Source organism: Arthrobacter sp. SO3 (genome assembly GCF_020532825.1).
Taxonomy (GTDB): domain Bacteria; phylum Actinomycetota; class Actinomycetes; order Actinomycetales; family Micrococcaceae; genus Arthrobacter.
On the sequence record NZ_MQTS01000087.1, the window covers coordinates 1 to 7,328 of the forward strand.

The following is a 7,328-nucleotide window of genomic DNA, read 5'->3' on the forward strand; positions in this document are numbered from 1 at the left end:
GGGGCGGGCGGGAACTAGAAGTAGCCTATCTATGTGGATGATCTCTTTGGCGCAGGACGGGACAGCGCCGCTGTCGAGGATGACGGCGACGCCGAAGACACGGCCGACGAGGGCTCCGCCCGGCGTGCCGCCTCGCCGCGCAGCCCGCTCGCGGTCCGGATGCGGCCCCGGACGCTCGATGACGTGGTGGGCCAGCAGCACCTCCTCGGCCAGGGCTCGCCGCTGCGCCAGCTCGCCGCCGGCACGGACGCCACCGGACCCGCGGGCCCCAGCTCACTGATCCTCTGGGGGCCTCCCGGCACCGGCAAGACCACGCTCGCGCACGTCATCGCCAAAGGCCCCGGCCGGAAATTCGTCGAACTCTCCGCCATCACCGCCGGCGTCAAGGACGTCCGCCGCGTCATGGACGAAGCCCTCACCGCCCGCGACCTCTTCAAGACCACCACCGTGCTGTTCCTGGACGAGATCCACCGCTTCAACAAGGCCCAGCAGGACGCCCTGCTGCCCGGCGTCGAGAACCGCTGGGTGGTCCTGGTCGCCGCGACCACCGAAAACCCCTCCTTCTCGGTGGTCTCCCCGTTGCTCTCCCGGTCGCTGCTGCTGACCCTCAAACCGCTCACCGACGCCGACGTCGAGGCCCTGCTGCTGCGGGCCGCGGCTGACCCCCGCGGGCTCGGCGGCAAGGTGGAACTCAGCGACGAGGCACTCGCGCACCTGGTCCGGCTCTCCGGCGGCGACGCCCGCCGGGCACTGACCGCGCTCGAGGCGGCAGCCGGCGTGGCCTTCGGGGACGCGGACGACACTGTCGCAGTGGTGTCCGGCGCAGCCGCCGGGGCGGCCGGGGACGCCCCGGTCAAGATTGAACTCCGGCACACGGAGCGGGCCCTCGACGTCGCGTCCGTGCGCTACGACCGCGCCGGCGACCAGCACTACGACGTCGCCAGCGCCTTCATCAAGTCCATCCGGGGTTCCGACGTCGACGCCGCCCTGCACTACCTCGCCCGGATGCTCGAGGCGGGGGAAGACCCGAAGTTCGTGGCCCGGCGCATCGTCATCTCCGCGGCGGAGGACATTGGCATGGCGGACCCGACGGCGCTGCAGACCGCCGTCGCCGCCGCCCAGGCGGTCCAGCTGATCGGCATGCCCGAAGGACGCATCATCCTGGCCGAGGCCGTGGTCCACCTCGCCACCGCGCCCAAATCAAACGCCGCCTACCTCGGGATCAACCAGGCGATCGCCGACGTCCGCGCCGGCCTCGGCAACGGCATCCCCGCCCACCTGCGCGACGCCCACTACCCGGGATCCAAGCAGCTGGGGCACGGGCAGGGCTACAAATACGCCCACGACGCGCCGCACTCCGTGGCCACCCAGCAGTACCCGCCCGACGACCTGGTGGGACGCAATTACTACGAACCGACCGCCAACGGCGCCGAACGGGACATCTCCACCCGGCTGGAACGGCTGCGCAGGATCATCCGGGGCAAGTAAGCTGCGGGCCGGGAAAGTGGACGTTGACTTCGTGTCCGTGAGGTCTAACGTGGACTTAAGTCAGCAAGGACCTGCTGAACGTGTCCGCCATGACAAGGGACAGCGGCACACTTTGCCGGATCTTCGCTTCCCGGACCACCGGTCGGCGGCCGGCACCCCAGTAGCCAGGTTCCACACCGGGCTGCTTCGCCCACATTCCAAGGTCGTCTCCCATGTCCGTAAATTTCGTCACCGCCCTGGCAGTCAAGTCTTTCGACGTACCGGACCGGAAACGCTGCCCGGACAACGCCGAATTCGACCTTGTCACCGTGAACGACTACTCGGTGGCCAAGATGATCCTTGGCCCGGGCTGGCGGTGGTCCGAGTCCATCAGACCCTTCGAGCAGACCGAACTGTGCCAGCACCACCATCTCGGGTTCTGCATCTCGGGGGAGATGGAAGTCGAATCCTCCGCGGGGCTGCGCTCCACGATCCGCGCCAACGATACCTACGCGATCCCGCCCGGCCATGATGAACGGGTCGTCGGGCCTGACGCGTTCGTGGCCGTGGAATTTCTCGGTGCGGCATCCTTCGGGCGGCGCAGCAGCAAGGGCATGCACGCCAGGACCTGACGGGCCGCCGGCCCCGACATGGTAAGGTTATTCGTTGTCTGGCAAGGCACAGACGCACAATCCACCTGATGTCAGCATTTGATGCTGTTGAGATGGGTTTGCCCTGTGCCCAGTAGCAAAAGGCAGCGGTTGGCCGATGCTCTCCATGATGGAGGCCAGTAACACTGACACACCGCAGATATTGGAAGGACACAAGTGGCTAACAACACTCGTGCTCGCCGGACCGCACGCCTTTCGCGTGCACTCGGTATCGCTCTGACCCCCAAGGCCGCCAAGTACATGGAGCGCCGCCCGTACGGCCCCGGTGAGCATGGCCGTGCCCGCAAGAAGCAGGACTCCGACTACGCCGTACGTCTGCGCGAAAAGCAGCGTCTGCGCGCCCAGTACGGCATCCGCGAAGCCCAGATGACGCGTGCCTTCGAAGAAGCACGCCGCACCAAGGGCCTGACCGGTGAAAACCTGATCGAACTGCTCGAAATGCGTCTCGACGCCCTCGTGCTGCGTGCAGGCTTCGCCCGCACCATCGCCCAGGCCCGCCAGCTGGTTGTGCACCGCCACATCCTGGTCGACGGCATCCGCGTTGACCGCCCGTCCTTCCGCGTCTCTGAGGGCCAGCTGGTCCACGTTCACAGCCGCAGCGAGACCATGCCTCCGTTCCAGGTTGCAGCAGCCGGCGCGCACCGCGACGTCCTGCCGATGGTTCCGGCATACCTGGACGTCAAGCTTGACGCCCTGCAGGCACGCCTGGTCCGTCGCCCGAAGCGCTCCGAGGTCCCCGTGACCTGCGAAGAGCAGCTCGTCGTGGAATTCTACGCACGCTAGATCCAACGCGACACCTTACAAAGAAGCCCGTGGCACGCGCCGCGGGCTTCTTTGTATGTAAGGTACTTGGGGGACTTCTGCGGTTGCCGGCTGCGTCAGCCGGTGGCGCCCGCAGGGACACAACGCAACAAGGAGATGAACGACTATGACTGGTGGCGATATTGCCGGCCTGATCGCGGCCGGAGTGTTTGCACTGCTCGTCCTGCTGCTGGCCGTGCCGATTCTGAAACTCGGGGGAGTGTTCGACGAAGTGCGGACCTCGATCCGTTCGATCAGCGACGGCGCCACACCACTTATGGACGAAGTCACCGCCACCGTCTCCACCACCAATGAGCAGCTGAAGAAGGTCGACGGCATCGCGAACAACGTCTCCGACGCTTCCGCCAACATCTCGGCGCTGTCCTCGCTCGTGGCCGCCACCGTGGGTTCGCCGCTGATTAAGGTAGCCTCCTTCAGCTACGGCGTGCGCTCGGCCTTCACCGCCCGCAAGAAGCCCGCCACCGGCCGCCGCAGCCGCTAACCCCAGCTGGAGAACCTGACATGAACAGAATCATCTGGATGGGAATCGGCGTCGCCATCGGCGTCATCGCGTTCCGCAAGATCACTGAAGCGCAGTCCAATCTTGGCCCCGAGGGCCTCAACCGTGCGGTGGGCCGGCTCGCCGACGGCCTGTACGACTTCGCCGACGCGGTCCGCGAGGGCATGAGCGAGCGGGAGACTGAACTCCGCTCTGCCCTTGGCATCGACGCCGGCCTGGAGAAGGCCATCGGCAACGGCTCCGCCGGCCGGGATGCAGTCCGGCGCTAGCCGGGAGAGAATGAGAAAGAAGGCGGCACCCGCAAAAGGGGCTGCCGGAACGGCCGACGGCCGGACCAGACCGTTCCGCGGACCACGCGCGCGAACCACGAACGCAGTGAATATTGAAGGGTATGTAATCAGCTCATGAAGTCGCAGGAGATCACCAAGCGCTGGATCGACTTTTTTGTCAGTAAGGGCCACACGGCGGTTCCCTCCGCCTCGCTGGTCTCCAGCGACCCGTCCCTGCTGTTCACCGTCGCCGGCATGGTCCCGTTCATCCCGTACCTGACGGCCCGTGAGGAAGCACCTTACAAACGCGCCACCAGCGTGCAGAAATGCATCCGGACCGGCGACATCGAGGAAGTCGGCAAGACGGCCCGCCACGGCACCTTCTTCCAGATGTGCGGGAACTTCTCCTTCGGCGACTACTTCAAGGAAGACGCCATCAAGTTCGCCTGGGAACTGCTCACCACGAGCGTGGACGACGGCGGCTACGGACTTCCGCCTGAGCACCTCTGGGTCACCGTCTACGAAGAGGACGACGAGGCTGAGCAGCTCTGGCTCAAGAATACGGGTATGCCTGCCGGGCGGATCCAGCGGATGGGCAAGGCCGACAACTACTGGTCCACCGGCCAGCCCGGCCCCGCAGGCCCCTGCTCCGAGATCTACTACGACCGCGGCCCCGCCTACGGCGTCGAGGGCGGTCCGATCGCCGACGAGAACCGCTACGTCGAAATCTGGAACCTGGTCTTCATGCAGTACCAGATCGACAATGTCCGCTCCAAGGTCGACTTCGACATCACTGGTGAACTGCCCAAGAAGAACATCGACACCGGCCTCGGCATGGAACGCCTCGCGATGATCCTGCAGGGCGTGGAGAACATGTACGAAACGGACCAGGTCCGTCCCGTCATCGACCGGGCTGCGGCCCTGTCCGGCCGGGAATACACCTCCGCCGAATCCGCCGAGGACCCGCACCACACCGACGACGTCCGGATGCGCGTCGTCGCGGACCACATCCGCTCCTCCCTCATGCTGATCGCCGACGGCGTCACCCCCTCCAACGAGGGCCGCGGCTACGTGCTGCGCCGCCTCATCCGCCGGGCCGTGCGCTCGATGCGCCTGCTCGGCGTCGAGAAGGCCTGCCTGCCGGAACTGCTTCCGGCCTCCCGCGACGCCATGAAGGGCGTCTACCCGATCGTGGAGACGGACTTCGACCGGATCAGCCGGATCGCGTACGCCGAGGAGAAGGCGTTCCTGCGCACCATCGCCTCCGGCACGGCCCGCCTCGAGGACGCCGTCAAGGAGTCCCAGGCCGCCGGACGGCCGCTCTCCGGCGCGGACGCATTCGCCCTGCATGACACCTACGGCTTCCCGATCGACCTCACGCTTGAAATGGCCGAAGAGGCCGGACTGAAGGTCGATGAGCCCGAGTTCCGCAAGCTCATGCTGGAACAGCGCCAGCGCGCCCAGGCCGATGCCAAGGGCAAGAAGGGCTCCCACGCGGACCTCAGCGCCTTCCAGGAACTGCTTTCCGCCGGAGAAACCGTTTTCACTGGCTACACCGAACTCAGCGGCGAGTCCAAGGTCCGCGGCATCCTCGCCGGCGGCCGCAAGGTCTCCCAGGCCTCCACGGGTGAGGAAATCGAACTGGTCCTTGCCGAGACTCCGTTCTATGCCGAAGCCGGCGGCCAGGCAGCCGACACCGGGCTGATCACCGGCGACGGTTTCGTCGTCGAGGTACTCGACGTCCAGCGCCCCATCAAGGGCCTGAGCGTGCATAAGGCAATCGTCCGCGAGGGCGAAATCGGTGCCGACTCCCTCGTCCAGGCCGCCGTGGACCGGGAACGCCGGCACGCCGCAGAGCAGGCCCACACCGGCACGCACATCGTGCACGCGGCCCTGCACCAGATCCTCGGCCCGGAAGCGCTGCAGCGCGGCTCCTTCAACAAGGCCGGCTACCTGCGGTTCGACTTCGCGTGGGGCGAGGGCCTGAGCCCGGCCACACGCTCTGAGATCGAGGAAGTCTCCAACATCGCCATCCGCAACAACTACCGGGTGGCGACCAGGATCATGGGCCTCGCCGAGGCCAAGGCCCTCGGAGCCATGGCGCTCTTCGGCGAGAACTACGGCAATGAAGTCCGTGTTGTGGAAATCGACGGCGCCTGGTCCCGCGAACTCTGCGGCGGAACCCACGTCGAGAACACCTCGCTGATCGGCAGCCTGTCCCTGCTCGGGGAACAGTCCGTCGGATCAGGAAACCGCCGGGTCGAGGCCTTCGTCGGCATGGACGCGTTCCGGCACCTCGCGGCCGAGCGCGCCCTCGTCACCGAACTCACCGAAATGCTCAAGGTTCCCTCCGGCCTCCTCGCGGACCGGATCGCCACCACCCTGACCAAACTCAAGACTGCCGAGAAGGAACTCGAGCGCCTGCGCAGGGAGCAGCTGACGGCAGCTGCCGCGCAGCTCGTCGGCACCGCCCAGGATGCCGCCGGCGTCAAGGTCATCGCGCACGACGCCGGACAAGTCAGCGGCGCGGACGACCTTCGCGGCCTGGCCCTGGACCTGCGGACCCGCCTCGGCTCCGAGCCGGCCGCGGTTGCGGTCGCCGGCGTCAGCAACGACCGCCCGGTCATCCTGATCGCCACCAACGAAGCCGCCCGCGCGGCCGGCGTCAAGGCCGGCGCCCTGGTGCGCCTCGCCGCCGGAATCCTCGGTGGCGGCGGCGGAGGCAAGGATGACGTCGCCCAGGGTGGCGGCACGGATGCCGGCAAGGTCGGCGCGGCCCTCGCCGCCGTCGTGGACGCCATTACCCGGCGATAACGGACTCTCCATGAACGAAGCTGCCGTGCCCGGCGACTACCCCAGGGGCGTGAAACTTGGGGTGGACGTCGGCACCGTCAGGGTGGGCGTGGCGGTCTGTGACCCCGATGGCATCCTGGCCACGCCCCTGCGCACCCTGGACCGCAACGTGAAAAAGAACACCGACGTGCGGGTCCTCGCGGCCCTGGCCGTGGAACTCGGTGTGGTCGAGGTCTTTGTCGGCCTGCCGCGCACGATGAAGGGCGAGGAACATGCCTCGGCCCGGATGGCCACTGACTACGCGAAGCTACTGGCGGGTAAACTGGGGGAGTGCGGTTCCGGGGCGCCGGTGCGGCTGGTCGATGAGCGGCTGAGCTCTGTCACTGCCCACCGGAACCTGCACGAAGCTGGCATGAGCAGCCGAAATCACCGTAAGGTAGTTGATCAGGTTGCGGCGGCAGGTATCCTGCAACATGCGATTGATATGCAAAAGGCCAAGGGGACGGAGGTCGGAAGCCGCGTTTACGCGGAGTCCGCACCGGGGCCAACCGGGGATGGCGCTCAGGCCGGCCCGGCACTAGACACACATTCTGCACGAGGCATTCTGCCCAAAATGGAAGGCGACAGTGAGCCCGGTCAACAGTGACGACCCCTCCGGTGAGGCTTTCGGCGGCGCCGGCCGACCGCTGACCCGCAAAGAGATCAGGGCCCGGGAGAAGTTCCAGGAGACCCAGGGGCACGAGTCTATCCCGCCGCAGGCCTTCGAAACCGGCGAGCACACCCCCCAGCCGGTCCTGTCGGAGCCGA

Annotated in this window: 7 protein-coding genes and 1 pseudogene; all 8 read left to right on the forward strand. The window is 67.0% G+C overall.

Features of this window, described 5'->3' with window-relative positions; all coding sequences use genetic code 11:
- Positions 1-33: 33 nt before the first annotated feature.
- A complete protein-coding gene (locus BJQ90_RS08960) occupies positions 34-1,488 on the forward strand; it encodes a replication-associated recombination protein A (RefSeq protein WP_226759946.1) in 1,455 nt (484 codons plus the stop codon).
- Between the two features lie 212 nt (positions 1,489-1,700).
- The gene (locus BJQ90_RS08965; RefSeq protein ID WP_226759947.1) at positions 1,701-2,099 is read left to right on the forward strand and encodes a cupin; all 399 of its coding nucleotides are present in this window, start codon (positions 1,701-1,703) and stop codon (positions 2,097-2,099) included.
- Between the two features lie 195 nt (positions 2,100-2,294).
- Positions 2,295-2,921 (forward strand): 30S ribosomal protein S4, encoded by a 627-nt coding sequence (rpsD, locus tag BJQ90_RS08970; RefSeq protein WP_224046625.1) that lies wholly within the window; start codon positions 2,295-2,297, stop codon positions 2,919-2,921.
- A gap of 145 nt (positions 2,922-3,066) precedes the next feature.
- Positions 3,067-3,441, forward strand: a complete 375-nt coding sequence (locus BJQ90_RS08975) for a DUF948 domain-containing protein (RefSeq protein ID WP_024364980.1) — start codon at positions 3,067-3,069, stop codon at positions 3,439-3,441.
- 20 nt (positions 3,442-3,461) lie between these two features.
- Positions 3,462-3,728: a DUF6167 family protein gene (locus BJQ90_RS08980; RefSeq protein WP_226759948.1), complete on the forward strand. Its 267-nt coding sequence runs from the start codon at positions 3,462-3,464 to the stop codon at positions 3,726-3,728.
- Positions 3,729-3,863: 135 nt separating this feature from the next.
- Positions 3,864-6,542: an alanine--tRNA ligase gene (gene alaS, locus BJQ90_RS08985; protein ID WP_226759949.1), complete on the forward strand. Its 2,679-nt coding sequence runs from the start codon at positions 3,864-3,866 to the stop codon at positions 6,540-6,542.
- A 10-nt stretch (positions 6,543-6,552) separates the two neighbouring features.
- Positions 6,553-7,167: a Holliday junction resolvase RuvX gene (gene ruvX / locus BJQ90_RS08990; RefSeq protein ID WP_226759950.1), complete on the forward strand. Its 615-nt coding sequence runs from the start codon at positions 6,553-6,555 to the stop codon at positions 7,165-7,167.
- Positions 7,148-7,328 (forward strand): annotated as a pseudogene (locus tag BJQ90_RS08995) (aminodeoxychorismate lyase); the annotation flags it as partial. The gene ruvX and the pseudogene BJQ90_RS08995, both read left to right, overlap by 20 nt.

Excerpts from the sequence above, each read along its gene's own strand:
- BJQ90_RS08975 (WP_024364980.1), top strand. The coding sequence starts at position 3,067 with ATGACTGGTGGCGATATTGCCGGCCTGATCGCGGCCGGAGTGTTTGCA.
- alaS (WP_226759949.1), top strand. The coding sequence starts at position 3,864 with ATGAAGTCGCAGGAGATCACCAAGCGCTGGATCGACTTTTTTGTCAGT.
- BJQ90_RS08965 (WP_226759947.1), top strand. The coding sequence starts at position 1,701 with ATGTCCGTAAATTTCGTCACCGCCCTGGCAGTCAAGTCTTTCGACGTA.
- BJQ90_RS08980 (WP_226759948.1), top strand. The coding sequence starts at position 3,462 with ATGAACAGAATCATCTGGATGGGAATCGGCGTCGCCATCGGCGTCATC.
- ruvX (WP_226759950.1), top strand. The coding sequence starts at position 6,553 with ATGAACGAAGCTGCCGTGCCCGGCGACTACCCCAGGGGCGTGAAACTT.